Genomic DNA, 14,643 nt, shown 5'->3' with positions numbered 1-14,643 from the left:
CAAACGAGCCCGTACCTTCAGATACCCAACAGCGTGCCCGACCCGACCAGTTGTTCCTACACGTTCCACGCCGAAGCAGTACTAGTGACAAACAACTTGTCGTGCCGAGTAGTCAACGTTCCACCCATGAGCTGACCACCGTCGAACATTTGCCGACGTAGTGGCTCTGGATTCCTTGCGGAATCTAGATGCTCCTTAGAAAGGAGGTGATCCAGCCGCACCTTCCGGTACGGCTACCTTGTTACGACTTCGTCCCAATCGCCAGTCCCACCTTCGACAGCTCCCTCCCACAAGGGGTTGGGCCACCGGCTTCGGGTGTTACCGACTTTCGTGACGTGACGGGCGGTGTGTACAAGGCCCGGGAACGTATTCACCGCAGCAATGCTGATCTGCGATTACTAGCAACTCCGACTTCATGGGGTCGAGTTGCAGACCCCAATCCGAACTGAGACCGGCTTTTTGAGATTCGCTCCGCCTCGCGGCATCGCAGCTCATTGTACCGGCCATTGTAGCACGTGTGCAGCCCAAGACATAAGGGGCATGATGACTTGACGTCGTCCCCACCTTCCTCCGAGTTGACCCCGGCAGTCTCCTGTGAGTCCCCATCACCCCGAAGGGCATGCTGGCAACACAGAACAAGGGTTGCGCTCGTTGCGGGACTTAACCCAACATCTCACGACACGAGCTGACGACAGCCATGCACCACCTGTACACCGACCACAAGGGGGGCACCATCTCTGATGCTTTCCGGTGTATGTCAAGCCTTGGTAAGGTTCTTCGCGTTGCGTCGAATTAAGCCACATGCTCCGCTGCTTGTGCGGGCCCCCGTCAATTCCTTTGAGTTTTAGCCTTGCGGCCGTACTCCCCAGGCGGGGAACTTAATGCGTTAGCTGCGGCACCGACGACGTGGAATGTCGCCAACACCTAGTTCCCAACGTTTACGGCGTGGACTACCAGGGTATCTAATCCTGTTCGCTCCCCACGCTTTCGCTCCTCAGCGTCAGTAATGGCCCAGAGATCCGCCTTCGCCACCGGTGTTCCTCCTGATATCTGCGCATTTCACCGCTACACCAGGAATTCCGATCTCCCCTACCACACTCTAGCCTGCCCGTATCGACTGCAGACCCGGGGTTAAGCCCCGGGCTTTCACAACCGACGTGACAAGCCGCCTACGAGCTCTTTACGCCCAATAATTCCGGACAACGCTTGCGCCCTACGTATTACCGCGGCTGCTGGCACGTAGTTAGCCGGCGCTTCTTCTGCAGGTACCGTCACTTTCGCTTCTTCCCTGCTGAAAGAGGTTTACAACCCGAAGGCCGTCATCCCTCACGCGGCGTCGCTGCATCAGGCTTTCGCCCATTGTGCAATATTCCCCACTGCTGCCTCCCGTAGGAGTCTGGGCCGTGTCTCAGTCCCAGTGTGGCCGGTCGCCCTCTCAGGCCGGCTACCCGTCGTCGCCTTGGTAGGCCATTACCCCACCAACTAGCTGATAGGCCGCGGGCTCATCCTTCACCGCCGGAGCTTTCAACCTTCTCCCAGGAGGGAGAAAGTATTATCCGGTATTAGACCCCGTTTCCAGGGCTTGTCCCAGAGTGAAGGGCAGATTGCCCACGTGTTACTCACCCGTTCGCCACTAATCCACCCCGAAGGGCTTCATCGTTCGACTTGCATGTGTTAAGCACGCCGCCAGCGTTCGTCCTGAGCCAGGATCAAACTCTCCGTGAATGTTTTCCCGTAATCGGGAGACACATCACGAGAGCGGAACGAACAGGGTCGGAATATGACCCGTCGTCCACTGCGTCCTCGCTGTGTTTTGCCTACCCAGTCAATGACTCGGCAGGACTTTCAAAGGAACCACCAACCTGCCGAAGCAGGCCGGGGTATCAACATATCTGGCGTTGACTTTTGGCACGCTGTTGAGTTCTCAAGGAACGGACGCTTCCTTTGTACTCACCCCTGCGGGCTTTCCTCCGGGCGCTTCCCTTCGGTCTTGCGTTTCCGACTCTATCAGACTCTTTCGTGTCCGATTCCCGGTCGAAGCGGGTCAAGCGGTTTCTGCTTTCCAGTTCTTCGCTTTCGCGTTTCCCTTTCCGGCGAGTCCGACTCTATCAGATCCCTTCGGGCCTGATTCCCAGTCAGCGGGGCTTGTCCTCCGGGCTGTTGGGCCCTTCCGACGTCCAAAACTCTAGCGGATTTTCCCGGCGGCTCATAATCGGGCCTTCGAAATTAATTTCGGCATGCCGAAATTTCCCCGAACGGGAGATCGTGCTGAGTTTGGTGTGCCGCGTCTGCGGCGGGATCGGCTGCCGCAGAACCGTTCAGGCTCCGTGGCAACCCGAAGAACCTTACGGATCGCCGAGGGGCGTGTCAACCCCTCCCCACCTGCCCCGCCGGGCCGCTCAGTCCAGGTCGGTGAGCCGGCCGCCGGCGTCCGGCTGGGCGTGCTCCACCCTCCGCAGCAGGCGGGTCAGCATCGCGCCGAGCACCCCGCGCTCCTCGCCGTCGAGATCCTGGAGCAGGTCCGCCTCGAAGTCCGTGGCCATCCGCATCGCCTCCAGCCACTTCGTACGGCCCTCGTCCGTCAGCTCCACGATGACGCGGACGCGGTTGTTCTCGTCCCGGTCGCGCGTCACCAGGCCCTCACCGGCCATCCGATCGATCCGGTGCGTCATCGCGGCCGGGGTGAGACCGAGCCGCTTGGCGAGCTCGCCGGGGCCGAGGCGGTAGGGCTCTCCGCCCAGCACCAGGGTCTTCAAGACCTCCCACTCCGCGTTGCTGATGCCGAGCGCGGCGAGCTGTCTCCCGTACGCGACGTTCATCCGGCGGTTCAGCCGGCCGAGTGCGGAGACGACCTGTTCGACCTGGGGGTCCAGGTCGCGGTACTCGCGCTGGTAGGCGGCGATCTGCTCGTCGAGGCTCGGCTCATCGAGTCCGGGCTCGGTGGTGTCGGACATGGCGCGCAGTATGGCACGCCACCCATAGCCGTCGAAGTCCTTCGAGTCGTAGTGTTCAACGTCTAACTTTAGTGATAAAGTCTTCGGGTTCGAGTCGTTCGATCGGTACGACTCAGAGGCTTCGAGAGCTTGAGGTAGGTGAGTGTGACCAGGGAAATGGGCGCAGCACTGCGGCGGATCCAGCTGGGGAGCGCGCTGAGCGCGTTCGGGCTCGGGTTCACCGTTCCGTATCTGTACGTCTATGTGGCGCAGGTACGGGATCTGGGCGCCGGTACGGCCGGGATCGTGCTGGCGGTCTTCGCCATGGCGGCGCTTGCCGTGCTGCCGTTCACCGGCCGGGCGATCGACCGTCGCGGTCCGCTGCCCGTGCTGATCGCCGCCTCAGCCGTCGCTTCCCTGGGCGCCGTCGCGCTCGGTGTGTCCTCGCAGGTCACCGCCGCCGTTCTGGCGGCTGCCGTGCTCGGCGCCGGCACCGCCGTCATGCAGCCCGCGCTCGCCACCATGCTCGTCCGGTGCACCGGTCCCGCGACCCGCACCCGGGCCTTCGCGATGCAGTTCTTCCTGCAGAACCTGGGCCTGGGGATCGGTGGTCTGGTCGGCGGGCAGATCGTCGACACGAGCAGCCCGGCGTCGTTCACGCTGCTGTTCCTGATCGAAGCGGTCATGTTCCTGGTGCTCGGCGTCATCGCGGCGACCGTGCGGATGCCGAGTGCCCCCGTCAGCGCGCCGGAGGCGGCGGCCGGGGCACCGGCCCCGCGCGGCGGACTGCGGACGCTGCTCTCGCACCGCGCGATGGTGCAGCTGTGCGTGCTGGGCTTCGTGCTGTTCTTCGCCTGCTACGGGCAGTTCGAGTCCGGGCTCGCGGCGTACGGCACCGAGGCCGCCGGCATCGAGCCCTCCACGCTCGGCATCGCGCTGGCCGCCAACACCGCTGTGATCGTCGTCGCCCAGTTCGTCGTGCTGCGTCTCGTGGAGCGCCGGCGGCGCACCCGGGTCATCGCGGCGGTCGGCCTGATCTGGGCCTTCGCCTGGATCGTGGCCGGTTACGCGGGCCTCGGGCACGGCAGCCAGACCATGGCGACGGCCGCGATGATCTCCACGTACGCGCTGTTCGGGCTCGGCGAGTCCATGCTGTCGCCGACCGTCGCGCCGCTGGTGGCGGACCTGGCGCCGGAGTCGATGGTGGGCCAGTACAACTCGGCGTTCGCGCTCTGCAAGCAGCTCGCGCTGGCCGTCGGCCCGGCCGTGGGCGGTCCGATGGGGGCCTCGCTGCACGGCCCGTACATCGTGACGTTCGTGCTGTTCTCGCTGGGCATCACCGCGCTCGCGCTGCGGCTCGGCCGACGGCTCACCCCCGTACAGGACCAGCCCTCGCTCGCGCACGTGCCGTCGCGGGTGGTGGCCGTCTCCGTGCCGGAGAGCGCGCCGGAGCCCATGGCCGCCGCGCGCTGAGCGCGGCCGCTACCGCGGCAGGACGAACTCGCACCACACGGCCTTGCCGCCGCCCGGCGTGCGGCGGCTCCCCCACGACGTGGCGATCGAGGCGACGATCTCGATGCCCCGGCCCGCCTCGTCCGCCGGTTCGGCGCGGCGGCGGCGCGGCAGGTGGTCGTCGCCGTCGGTCACCTCGATGATCAGGCGGCGGTCGGTGCGGCGCAGGCCGAGGCGCATCGGCGGGGTGCCGTGCTGGAGGGAGTTCGCGACGAGCTCCCCGGCGGCGAGGACCCCGAGGTCGCACAGCTCCACCGGGAATCGCCACGAGGCGAGCACGCCCGTCGCGAAGGCGCGGGCGCGGGGAGCCGCTTCGATGCCGCCGAGCAGTTCGAGCGAGGCGTTGTGGAACAGCTCCGCGGCGGCGCCCGTGCGCGCCGGGTGCTGCACGACCAGGACCGCCACGTCGTCGTCGTGCTCCGCGGTGACGTTGAGGGAGCGGATCAGCCGGTCGCAGACGACCTGCGGCGCGCCCGTCGCCCCGGACAGCGCCCGCTCCAGCGCGCCCACGCCCTCGTCGATGTCCTCGCTGCGGCGCTCGACCAGCCCGTCCGTGTAGAGGACGGCGGTGGAACCGGGCGGCAGCGGGATCGTGCCCGAGGTGTGGATCCAGCCGCCGGTGCCGAGCGGCGGGCCGATCGGCTCCTCCGCTCGGTGGACCGTGCCGTCCTCGTCGCGCACCAGGATCGGCAGATGGCCAGCGGAGGAATAGACGAGCAGCCCCTCGTTGGGGTCGTGCACGGCATAGGCGCAGGTGGCGATCTGGCTGGCGTCGATCTCGGCGGCGAGCCCGTCGAGCAGCTGAAGGACCTCGTGCGGCGGAAGGTCAAGCCGGGCGTACGCCCGTACGGCGGTGCGGAGCTGACCCATGACGGCGGCGGCGCGCACCCCGCGTCCCATCACGTCCCCGATGACCAGCGCGGTGCGGCCCGCGCCGAGGGTGATGACGTCGTACCAGTCGCCGCCGACCGCGGCGTCCGTGCCGCCCGGCTGGTAGGTGGCGGCGATCCGCAGGTCGTCGGGCTGTTCCAGCTCCTGCGGGAGCAGCGAGCGCTGGAGGGTGACGGCGGTTTCGCGGTGGCGGCCCTCGCTGGCACGCAGCCGTTCGGCGGCCTCGGCGTGATCGGTGACGTCGGCCGCGTACACGAGGACTCCGCTGTCGCGGCCCTTCTCCTGGTCGGGGCGCACAGGAGTGCAGGTCACGGTGTACGAGCGGCCGTCAGCGGCCTTGCGGGACTTGACCGTGCGCGGGGTGCCGCTGCGCAGGACCTGGTCCATGAGGGGGAGCAGGCCGATCTCGGCCAGCTCGGGCATCACCTCGGCGGCCGGGGCGCCGCAGGGGCGGGGGCCGAAGGCGGCGGCGTACGCGTCGTTGACGTAGGCGATGTGGTGGTGGGGGCCGTGCACCAGGGCGACGAGGGCGGGCAGCCGGCCCAGGATGTCGCGGGCGGAGAGGTCCTCCAGGTCGGGCGCCGAGGGCAGCGGGACGCCGACGGTCCCGCCCTGCGGCGGGGCGGCGCCCGGTTCGGCGCGGGCCGCCGGTACGGAGCTGTGGTCCTCCCGGGCGGCGCGACGCTGCGTACCGGGGAGGCGGGCGCTCCAACGCGTGAAGTTCACGGAATTTCTGGCCTCGTGTGTCGGTCTGGTCCGCTCGGGCGGGTGCTTCCTCTGCCAGGGCGTCGGGCGCGTTCGTCGCTCCTGGGGCGGTTTTCGCTGGTCACTGTCGGTTGCTGCCGGCCGGGTCACTCTGTGCAGATGTGGGCCCACCCATGGTCACACGTCCAGTGTGTCGGACCCTACTGACAGTCGTCCCCGTCCGGCCGCGGGCGGCGTCCGGCGGCGAGTTCGAACTCGGCCCGGGGGTGCTCCAGGGAGCCCAGGGAGACGATCTCGCGTTTGAAGAGACCGGCGAGCGTCCATTCGGCCAGGACGCGTGCCTTCCGGTTGAAGGTGGGAACCCGGCTCAGGTGGTACATGCGGTGTATCAGCCAGGCCGGATAGCCCTTCAGCCGACGCCCGTAGATGTGCGCGACGCCCTTGTGGAGTCCGAGCGAGGCGACGGAGCCCGCGTAGCTGTGGCGGTATTCGGTGAGCGGTCCCCCGTCGAGCGCGGCGACCAGGTTGTCCGCGAGGACCTTCGCCTGGCGGACGGCGTGCTGGGCGTTGGGGGCGGTCGTGCGGCCGGTTTCGGCGGCGGTGAGATCGGGAACGGCGGCGGCGTCGCCCGCCGACCAGGCGTGTTCGGTGCCCTCGACGGTGAGCTTCGCGGTGCACACGAGCCTGCCGCGTTCGTCCAGGGGGAGGCCGGTGGCGGCGAGGAGCGGGGCGGGTTTGACGCCGGCCGTCCACACGAGGGTGCGGGTGGGGAAGCGGGAGCCGTCGCTGAGGACGGCGACGCGGTCCTCGCAGGAGTCCAGCCGGGTGTCGAGGCGTACGTCGATGTTGCGCCCCCGCAGTTCCCGTACGGCGTACCGGCCGAGGGATTCGCCGACCTCGGGCAGGATGCGGCCGGTGGCCTCCACGAGGATCCATTTCAGGTCCTCGGCCTTGATGTTGTGGTAGTACCGCGAGGTGTAGCGGGCCATGTCCTCCAGTTCCGCGAGCGCCTCCACACCCGCGTAGCCGCCGCCGACGAAGACGAAGGTCAGGGCGGCGTCTCGGACGGCGGGGTCCCGGGTGGCGGACGCGATGTCCATCTGTTCGATGACGTGGTTGCGCAGCCCGATGGCTTCCTCGATCGTCTTGAAACCCACGCCGTGGTCGGCGAGGCCGGGGACGGGGAGGGTGCGCGAGACGGACCCGGGGGCGAGGACGAGCTCGTCGTACGCGATCTCCAGGGCGCCGGTGCCGTCCTCACCGCTGGCGAGGGTGGTGACGGTCGCGGTGCGCTTGGTGTGGTCGATGGCCCGGGCCTCGCCGATGACGATGGTGCAGTGCGGCAGGACGCGGCGCAGCGGTACGACGACATGGCGCGGCGAGATCGAGCCGGCGGCGGCCTCGGGGAGGAACGGCTGGTACGTCATATAGGGCTCGGGCGCGACCACCACGATCTCGGTCTCGCCGCTTCTCAGTCTCTGCTTCAGCTTCCGCTGGAGACGCAGCGCTGTGTACATCCCGACGTAGCCTCCGCCGACGACGAGAATGCGCGTGCCGGGCGGGGGGCCGGGGGGTGTGCCCCCGGAAGCTGAAGCCATCACCACCCCATGACGCAACGTGCACCGGAATTTGTCCACAGGCCCGGCAAATTGTGTGACCGGAGGTCGTGGACGGGCCGGTGGTGCGGGACGGACCCTTGGTACGCAAGCCCCGCAGGTCAGGCATTGCGGCAGGGGGCCGGGACGGGGATCAAGTGGTGACCAACCGGTCCTTGCGCCGATCCGGGGGCGCTCCGGGCGGAACTGCCCCCTTCTGAATTGACCCGGGCTCAACTATGTTCGTATGTCGTCGGGGTGTCGGACGGTGACGATCGGTCCACCCTCGACGGACACGGCGGGAGTCTCCGGGGGGAGACGCGTCATAACCGGGGGAACAGTTATGGACATTCAGGAATCGCATTGGCCGACCACTGCTGTCGCGCCTGAAAGCAGCGGACACATCGGGGCAGTTGGCACCCTCAACGGAACGGGCGGCACCACGACGACCGCGCCTCCGGCGGCGGTGAACGCGCTGGGCAACGGCCTCGGTGCCCAGCCCGCCGGTGTGCCGGCGCACGCACGGTCCGCCCCGCTGCGGGTGGACGCGCAGCGCAATCTCGAGCACGTACTGCGTGCTGCGCGCGAGGTGTTCGGGGAGCTCGGTTACGGGGCCCCGATGGAAGACGTGGCCCGTCGGGCCAGGGTCGGCGTCGGTACGGTCTACCGGCGCTTTCCCAGCAAGGACGTGCTGGTGCGCCGGATAGCCGAGGAGGAGACCGCCCGGCTGACCGACCAGGCGCGTTCCGCGCTCGGGCAGGAGGACGAGCCGTGGTCGGCGCTCTCGCGCTTCCTGCGGACCTCCGTGGCCTCGGGGGCGGGGAGGCTCCTGCCGCCGCAGATACTGCGGGTCGGTGTGGAGGCCGAGGACTCGACCGTGGTCGGTGAGGCCGGCGAGGGCGGGGACGAGCCCCGGGTGCCGCAGCAGCGGCAGGAGGCGGGCACGGCCGCGCCCCGGGCGGTGGCCCGGCAGCGGACCGGTCCGGAGGCCGGCGACGAGGACCTGGGCGCCGGTGCGGCCGAGCTGCTGGAGGTCGTGGGGCGGCTGGTCGACCGGGCCCGGACGTCGGGCGAGCTGCGCCACGATGTGACGGTGTCGGACGTCCTGCTGGTCATCGCGACGGCCGCGCCTTCGCTGCCGGACGCGGCCCAGCAGGCGGCGGCCTCTTCCCGGCTGCTGGACATCCTGCTGGAGGGGCTGCGCTCGCGTCCCGAGTGACGGGTGCCGCGCGGGGCGGGGCCGCGATGCCCTGCCTCCCGCCCGCTGCCGCGTCAACCCAACCCCTCGCTCCTTCCCCGAAGGAGTGCCGACCAGCACTCGCATTTAGCGAGGACGCCCCGGATGAGTGGTTGGTGGGACTGAGGGCACGCCGCATCGGCGCTCTGTGGCACGCTTGCCCGGTATTCGGGTCCGATGGCGCATACGGGGGCGTCCGCGATGAGCGGTGACGGGCAGAGGGAAGAGTCGTACGACGGTGTGTCCACCGCCGGCGGCGGTACGGAGCCGGCCGGCTCACCCGGGCACCAGGTGCCGAGCCAGGCCGTCCCCGGCCACCACGAGGTCGACACGGAGGCGGACGACCCAGGCGGAACGGTCCTGCCGGGCCCCTGGCCGCCCGCGCCGGCCGACGGCGGCGGAGCGGAGAGCGCTTCCGAGAGCCCCGGCGCGGGTCCGGCCGAGGCCGTTCCCGCCGTGCCCATGCAGCGGGCGGGGCGGGGCTCCGGCGGGGCGGACGGCGCGGCGGCGGGGCCGTCGGACGCGCAGTTGATCCAGCGCATGCGGGAGGGCGACAACCTCGCCTACGACGAGCTGTTCCGGCGCCACTCCCAGGCCGTGCGCCGCTACGCCCGCACCTGCTGCCGGGACGCGCACACCGCCGACGACCTGACCGCCGAGGTCTTCGCCCGGACGCTCCAGGCGGTACGGGGCGGCAAAGGGCCCGAGGAGGCGGTGCGCGCCTACCTGATGACGGCGGTCCGGCATGTGGCCGCTGCCTGGACGAAAACCGCGAAGCGCGAACAACTGGTGGACGACTTCGCCGCGTTCGCCGCCCAGGCCGCCCGGTCGTCCGAGGTGTCCGACGACGACACCCTCGACCTCGGGGCGGACGTGCTCGCGATGCACGAGGCCGAGCAGTCGATGGCCATGCAGGCGTTCCGCAGCCTCCCGGAGCGCTGGCAGGCGGTGCTGTGGCACACCACCGTCGAGGAGGAGTCGCCCAGCGACATCGCGCCCCTGTTCGGGCTGACCGCCAACGCCACGTCGGTGCTGGCCAGCCGGGCACGTGAAGGGCTCAAGCAGGCGTATCTGCAGGCCCATGTGAGCCAGGCGCTCACCTCCGGCGGCGACTGCGCGCGGTACGCGGACCGGCTCGGCGCGTACGCCCGGGGCGGGCTGCGGATGCGGGCGGAGCGCGGGCTGCGGGGGCATCTGGACGAGTGCGCGAAGTGCCGCGTCGCGGCGGGCGAGCTGGCCCACGTCAACGCCGGCATCCCCGCGCTGCTCCCGGTCGCGGTCATCGGCTGGTTCGCCGCCGGGTACGCCGTCAAGGCCGCCGGAATCGTGGCGGGAGGCGCGGTCGGCGCCGCCGGGGCGAGTGCCGCCGCGGCGGCTACCGGAAGCGGCTCGTCCGCAGGCACGGCGGGGGGTGCGGCGGCCTCCGAGGGGCTCGGCGCGCCCGCCAAGGCCGGCATCGCCGCGGCGGTGGCCGTCGCGGCTGCGGCCGGGCTCGTCTGGGCCCTGGTGGGCGACGACAGCCCCCGGCCCGAGGCGAAGCCGGTCCCCAAGCCCCCGGCCGTGGCGCCCGCGGTGCCCTCGCCGACGCCGCCGAAGCCGGCTCCTCCGGAGCCCACGCCCCCGAAGCCCGCGCCGCCGGCCCCCACACCGCCGGAGCCCACGCCCACCCCGACGCCCAAACCGACGCCCACGCCGACACCGAAGCCGACGCCGCCGCCGAGTCCCACGCCGCCGCCGACGTCCCCACCGCCGAAGCCGCCCCCCAGCCCGCCCGCCCCGACACCGCCGCCTCCCGCTCCGGCGCCGGACGTCTACCAGGTCAACGAGCTGGACTACTCCCTCTTCGGCGACCACACCGCACCCGAGGTGGTGCTCGGAGAGAGCGGCTGGGTCTGGCAGCGCTCCGGCGTATCGGTCGGCGGCACGCAGTACGCGCACGGGGTGACCGTGAACGGCCGCTCCTCCGTGGTCATCCAGCTGAACCGCCAGTGCACCCGTTACGAGGCCATGGCCGGGGTGGACGACCTCACCATGGGGCTCGGCGCGGTGCGGTTCTCGGTGTTCGGCGGGGACGGGACGCGGCTCTGGCAGTCCGCCGTGGTCCGGGGCAACGACCCCGCCGTGCCGGTCGGGGTGAACGTGGCGGGCCAGGAGCGGATCCGGCTGGTGGTCGAGCCGGAGCAGCCGTTCGGCGGGGCCGCCCTCGCGGACTGGGCCGAGTCGCGCATCAGCTGCCGCTGAGGATCGCGGGGGCCCGCCCCTCGGCGCGGGCGGGCCGCGCTCGGCACAGCAGGCCCGGTGTCACGGCAGGTCCGCGACGACCTCCTGCAGCAGGGCGATGACGTCGTCCAGGGACAGCCCGTTGCCCGCGGCGCGCTCCTCCTCGTAGCGCGCGGAGCCCAGCGCCTCGCGGCTCAGGCGCTCGGCCGCGTCGGTCTCGGCCAGCTCCCCCTCGGTCCGCGGGCTCGACGTCCGCCGCCAGTCGTCGGCGGCGGCGGACACCCGGGCAGCCACCGCGTGGTGGCCGAGCTGTGCCAGGACCGACGCCGCGCCGTCCGCCAGATGCCCCGTGACGATCTCGGCGCACTGAGCCTCCTTGGCCGCGACGAGAGAGCCGGTCAGCCCGCGCGCCCCGGCGACGAGGCCGCCGTCGGGCCCCGGCTCGTGCACCGCGATCCGGGCCGACAGGCCGGCCATCGCCACGGTGAAGTGGGACGGCGGGCCACCGCGCCCGGCCTCCTCCAGGGCGGCCGTGAGCAGCCGCCGGGCGTCCGCGATGTCGCCCCGGTAGAACGCCATCGTGGCACGCAGGTAGTGGACGTACGCGCTGGCGTCATGGGCCTGGTGGCGTTCGGCCTCGGCCTCCGAGCTGTCCAGCCGCTGACGGGCCTCCGCCAGGTCGCCGGTGCGGTAGGAGAGTTCGGCGAGCCGGGCCAGGAGGAATGGGGCCTCGGCGTGGGCGCCGACCTCGCGGGCGAGCAGCAGCGCCTCCTCGTACGCGGTGCGGGCCTCGGCGTAGCGTCCGCGCATCATGCCCGCCTCGGCCGCCGCGCTCGCCACCTGGGCGCGCATCCAGCGGTCGCCGACGCGCCGGCTCAGGGTGCGCAGCTCGTCCAGGTCGTCATCGATCCCGGGCATGCCGCCCGGCATGTCGACCACCATGTGCGCGCGGAACATCAGGATGACGCCGTACTCCCACGGGCCGCCGTGCTCGCGGGCGTTGTCGACCGCCGCGTCGATCTTCTCCCGGGCGTCCTCCGGCGTACCGGTGAGATACGCGGTCATCGGCCAGAGCAGTCCCGGGAACCGGACGCTGTGGGTGAGCGAGGTGGCGAAGGCGTCGGCCACCCGCATCACGAGCGCGTGGAGCGCGGTGTCGTCGTGCGCCATCGCGGAGTGCCCGCTCTCCGCCGCGAAGAAGAACCACAGCATGTGCAGGTCCATCCGGGGCCAGTACCGGGGGTCCGACTCGTCGGTGGGTTCGGGGCCGAGCTCACGGGCCTTCCGGCTCCAGGACAGCCCCTCGGAGCGGTAGTTGCGCAGCCACCAGAACCAGCCCATGGCCAGCACCAGACGGGCCGCTTCCGCCTCGGAGGAGGAGGCGGGCGAGGTGGTGCGCTGGAGCACGGCCCGGATGTTGTCGAGGTCGGTCTCCAGACGCTGGATCCAGGGCAGTTGCTCGTCGGAGCGCAGCAGCGGATCGGCCTTCTCGACCAGGGCGAGGAAGTAGGCGGTGTGCGCGCTCTCGACGGCGGCGCGCACCTCAGGGACCTCGGCGCACCGCTCGGTGGCGTACTCGTGGATCGTCTCCAGGAGCCGGTAGCGCATCGCGCCGTCCGCGCCCGGGGCGGCCACCACCAGGGACTTGTCGACCAGCGCGCCGAGCAGGTCGGCGGTGTCGGTGGCGGGCCCGCCGGGGACGGCCGGTGTCCTGATGACCGCTTCAGCGGCGGCCAGGTCCCAGCCACCCGCGAAGACGGAGACCTGGCGCAGGGCGGTGCGCTCGTCCTCGTCCAGGAGGTCCCAGGACCAGTCGACCACCGCGCGCAGCGTCTGCTGGCGGGGCAGCACGGTCCGGCTGCCGCCCGTCAGCAGACGGAACCTGTCGTCGAGCCGGTCCGCGATCTGACGCGGTCCGAGCAGGCGCAGTCGGGCGGCGGCCAGCTCGATGGCGAGCGGCAGCCCGTCCAGCCGACGGCAGATCTCAGCGACGGCGTCCGCGTCGTGCGCGGGCCCCTGACCGGGGTCGAAGCCGGGGCGCACGGCCCTGGCCCGCTCCGTGAACAGGCGGTGCGCGGGGTCGGCCGGCAGGGGGTCGACCGGTCGCACGGACTCACCGGGCACCGCGAGCGGTTCGCGGCTGGTGGCGAGGATGCGCAGCTGTGGGCAGCGGGTCAGCAAGCTCTCGGCCAGCGCGGCGGCGGCGCCGATGACGTGCTCGCAGTTGTCGAGAACGAGAAGAACGGGTGCGGGGCGGGCGCCGTGGCCCAGCCGGTCGACCAGCAGGTCGACCGGGTCCGTGCGCGGGGGCGCGGCATCGAGGGCGGTATCCCGCAGGAGGGCGGTCTCCCGCAGCCCGAGCGCGGAGAGCACGGCGCCCGGGACGGCCTCGGGGTCTTCGACGGGGGCGAGTTCGGCGATCCAGACATCCGGCGGAGCCTCGCCCGGTCCAGGGGCCAGATGTGCGGCGGACTCCTCGGCGAGGCGGGTCTTCCCGGAGCCGCCGGGGCCGGTGAGGGTGACCAGCCTCGACCGGGTCAGGTCCTCGCGGATGGCGCGCAGTTCGGGCTCGCGCCCCACGAAGGAGGTGAGCCGGGGACGCAGATTGCTCCGACCGGGTTTCACGTGAAACAACCCGGTTTCGGCGGGCGCGGGCGCCGGGGCGAGGAGTTCGCGGTGCAGGGCCGACAGTTCGGGCCCGGGATCGGTGCCGAGCCCATCCGCGAGGGCGCGGCGCGCGTCCTCGTACGCGGCGAGCGTCGGCCTGCCGGCCGTCGCCGCGCAGGGCCCGTATCAGCTGGGCCCGGAAGCGCTCGTCGTACGGGTGGGCGGCGGTCAGCTCGGTCAGCTCGGCGACCAGGGCGGCGGCCGGGGGTGCGGCCTCGCCGGGCTCTGCGGTGAGGGGTTCGGCGAGGGCCGGCGTCCCGGAAGCGGACTCCATGGCGGCCCCGGTGCCGCCCGGGCCCGCACCCCCGCCCGGGCCCGCACTCCCCGCACCACCCGCCGCGCGGCGCAGGTCCGCCTCGATGCGGCGTTCCAGGGCGGCGATGCGGTGGGCCTCGGGGCGCAGCGCATGACCCTGGTCCCCGTCGGGCAGGTCGGCCAGGGCCGGGCCGCGCCAGAGGGCGAGGGCGGTCCGCAGGGTCCGGGCGGCGCGGTCCGGCGCGCCCGCCTCCAGTTCGGCCCCGCCCTGCCGGGCCAGCCGCTCGAACACATAGAGGTCGACGTCGTCCGGGCCGGCCGTCAGGCGGTAACCGCCCGGCGTACTGGCCAGCGCCTCCCGGCCCAGCACCCGGCGGAGCCGCCCGACGAGGGCCTGGAGGGCGGCGGGCGCGTCAGCGGGAGGATCGTCCGCCCAGACGTCGTCCACGAGGTCGGCCACGGGCACGGGGCGTCCCGGCCGCAGGGCGAGGGCGGCGAGAAGAGCGCGCAGCCTGCTGCCACCGAGGGGCAGCGCGCCACCGTTCTCGTCTCGCGCCTCGGTGGCGCCCAGGATCAGATACCGCACGGCACCATTGTGTCCCGGCGGAAGTGCCGGTGAGCAGCGGTC

At 71.4% G+C, this 14,643-nt stretch carries 6 protein-coding genes, 1 rRNA gene and 1 pseudogene; 3 read left to right on the top strand and 5 right to left on the bottom strand.

Annotation, left to right across the window (positions count from 1 at the left end; translation table 11 throughout):
* Nucleotides 1–199: 199 nt before the first annotated feature.
* Both OHS17_RS17645 and OHS17_RS17640 read right to left on the bottom strand, forming a co-directional pair.
* Nucleotides 200–1,725 (bottom strand): 16S ribosomal RNA (locus tag OHS17_RS17645).
* A 674-nt stretch (nucleotides 1,726–2,399) separates the two neighbouring features.
* Nucleotides 2,400–2,954 carry a MarR family winged helix-turn-helix transcriptional regulator gene (locus OHS17_RS17640; protein WP_018101704.1) on the bottom strand — a complete coding sequence of 185 codons (555 nt, stop codon included), beginning with the start codon at nucleotides 2,952–2,954 and terminating at the stop codon, nucleotides 2,400–2,402.
* 156 nt (nucleotides 2,955–3,110) lie between these two features.
* Here OHS17_RS17640 and OHS17_RS17635 point away from each other — a divergent pair, with 156 nt between their 5' ends.
* Nucleotides 3,111–4,406 (top strand): MFS transporter, encoded by a 1,296-nt coding sequence (locus tag OHS17_RS17635; protein WP_330312937.1) that lies wholly within the window; start codon nucleotides 3,111–3,113, stop codon nucleotides 4,404–4,406.
* 9 nt (nucleotides 4,407–4,415) lie between these two features.
* Here OHS17_RS17635 and OHS17_RS17630 read toward each other — a convergent pair whose 3' ends face one another.
* A complete protein-coding gene (locus OHS17_RS17630) occupies nucleotides 4,416–6,062 on the bottom strand; it encodes an ATP-binding SpoIIE family protein phosphatase (RefSeq protein WP_330312936.1) in 1,647 nt (548 codons plus the stop codon).
* A 179-nt stretch (nucleotides 6,063–6,241) separates the two neighbouring features.
* Nucleotides 6,242–7,558, bottom strand: a complete 1,317-nt coding sequence (locus OHS17_RS17625) for an NAD(P)/FAD-dependent oxidoreductase (RefSeq protein WP_330312935.1) — start codon at nucleotides 7,556–7,558, stop codon at nucleotides 6,242–6,244.
* A gap of 421 nt (nucleotides 7,559–7,979) precedes the next feature.
* On the opposite strand from OHS17_RS17625, the gene OHS17_RS17620 reads away from it, so the two are divergent.
* On the top strand, nucleotides 7,980–8,855 hold the full coding sequence (locus OHS17_RS17620) for a TetR/AcrR family transcriptional regulator (protein ID WP_383166118.1): 876 nt from the start codon (nucleotides 7,980–7,982) through the stop codon (nucleotides 8,853–8,855).
* A 219-nt stretch (nucleotides 8,856–9,074) separates the two neighbouring features.
* Nucleotides 9,075–11,114 (top strand): sigma-70 family RNA polymerase sigma factor, encoded by a 2,040-nt coding sequence (locus OHS17_RS17615; RefSeq protein ID WP_330315284.1) that lies wholly within the window; start codon nucleotides 9,075–9,077, stop codon nucleotides 11,112–11,114.
* A gap of 60 nt (nucleotides 11,115–11,174) precedes the next feature.
* Here the strand turns inward: OHS17_RS17615 and OHS17_RS17610 are convergent.
* Nucleotides 11,175–14,601, bottom strand: a pseudogene (locus tag OHS17_RS17610) (AfsR/SARP family transcriptional regulator).
* Nucleotides 14,602–14,643: the final 42 nt, after the last annotated feature.

It is taken from the genome of Streptomyces sp. NBC_00523, assembly GCF_036346615.1.
In the GTDB taxonomy this organism is placed as follows: domain Bacteria; phylum Actinomycetota; class Actinomycetes; order Streptomycetales; family Streptomycetaceae; genus Streptomyces.
The sequence above is the reverse complement of the archived record's forward strand: the minus strand, read 5'-3'. Positions and strand labels throughout refer to the sequence as shown.

Bases quoted from the DNA above. Each gene is read 5' to 3' on its own strand.
- OHS17_RS17640 (WP_018101704.1), bottom strand. From the start codon at position 2,954: ATGTCCGACACCACCGAGCCCGGACTCGATGAGCCGAGCCTCGACGAG.
- OHS17_RS17635 (WP_330312937.1), top strand. From the start codon at position 3,111: ATGGGCGCAGCACTGCGGCGGATCCAGCTGGGGAGCGCGCTGAGCGCG.
- OHS17_RS17625 (WP_330312935.1), bottom strand. From the start codon at position 7,558: ATGTACACAGCGCTGCGTCTCCAGCGGAAGCTGAAGCAGAGACTGAGA.
- OHS17_RS17620 (WP_383166118.1), top strand. From the start codon at position 7,980: ATGGACATTCAGGAATCGCATTGGCCGACCACTGCTGTCGCGCCTGAA.
- OHS17_RS17615 (WP_330315284.1), top strand. From the start codon at position 9,075: ATGAGCGGTGACGGGCAGAGGGAAGAGTCGTACGACGGTGTGTCCACC.